We start from the raw sequence: 1,020 nt of genomic DNA, 5'->3' as shown, positions 1-1,020 counted from the left end.
AGGAGCGGGGTGTGGCCCTTGGAGAGCTGCGAGAGAGAGTTCGCGAACGCCTGCCCTACGGCGCCCTCTTTGTTTCCTATTAACAGATCGATGTGCGCAAGTTCTGCGCCATCTCCAACCAGTGCTTCACCGATGAGATACATGTGGATGCCCTCAGATAGTGCAGGAATATTGGTGAGACAGCTATTAAAGACCTCCCGGTTCCCCTCCCGATCCCGCCCGGTAAGCGGGCATTTTGCGAGGAGGCGAGAATAGAAGGACGGAACGTTCTGGAGAAGGGCGGGCTGGTGCGCCCCCTGCCCGGGAGTGAGCATCTGCGGGTGACGAAAGGTATAATCCATCCCTGTGCTCTCACGCCGAGCATGTCGGACCTCTTTGTCCTCCAGACACCGCTCTTCGAGCTCGTCTTCCGGGCGGCCGTGATCTACTTCTTCCTCCTGCTCGCCATGCGGCTCATCGGCAGGCACGAGTTCGGGCAGCTGACGCCGTTCGACCTCATCCTCCTGCTGATCATATCCGAGAGCATCGCGGAGGCGCTCACCGCAGGCGACGACTCTCTCCTTGCGGGGCTCGTCAGCGCCTCGACGCTTCTTCTCCTGAGCGTTCTCGTCTCCATCGGCCAGTACAAGAGCCAGCGGATCCGCAATATCGTCTCGCCGGGAGCCCTGAAGGTGATCGAGGACGGGAAAGTCATCGAAAAAAGTCTCCGGCGGGAGCTGATGACGTATGACGACCTCGTCGAGCGGCTCAGGGCACGGGGTATCGGCGGTATCGAAGAGGTCCGGATCGCCTACATCGAGAGCGACGGCGACATATCGGCGCTCACCTACCGCGAGACCGACCGACGCCGGGCAGCGGCCGCCGAGGAGGAGAAGAAGACGGAATGAACGGTGACGGCTGCCGGGGACCTCCTGGTCTTAACCTGAGATATCACGAAGAAAATACCCTGCGGTATCGGCAAAAGATCATAAGAATGTGGGGTCGGTGAGATTTGAACTCACGATCGACGGGTCTCTCCGA

Annotated in this window: 2 protein-coding genes; one reads left to right on the top strand and one right to left on the bottom strand. The window is 60.0% G+C overall.

The features are described from left to right. Positions 1–143, bottom strand: a 143-nt coding sequence (locus PLN84_RS13445; protein WP_348532206.1) for a formaldehyde-activating enzyme, incomplete at its 3' end; no start/stop codon positions are given. Positions 144–362: 219 nt separating this feature from the next. Between PLN84_RS13445 and PLN84_RS13440 the strand changes: the two genes are divergently transcribed. Beyond that, positions 363–887: a YetF domain-containing protein gene (locus PLN84_RS13440; RefSeq protein ID WP_292386211.1), complete on the top strand. Its 525-nt coding sequence runs from the start codon at positions 363–365 to the stop codon at positions 885–887. Positions 888–1,020: the final 133 nt, after the last annotated feature.

The sequence above is a fragment of the Methanoculleus sp. genome (assembly GCF_035363275.1).
Classification (GTDB): Archaea; Halobacteriota; Methanomicrobia; order Methanomicrobiales; family Methanoculleaceae; genus Methanoculleus.
Note: the sequence above shows the minus strand (reverse complement) of the source record. Positions and strands in the feature narration are given on the sequence as shown.

Coding starts and splice junctions, on each gene's coding strand:
- PLN84_RS13440 (WP_292386211.1), top strand. CDS start 363: ATGTCGGACCTCTTTGTCCTCCAGACACCGCTCTTCGAGCTCGTCTTC.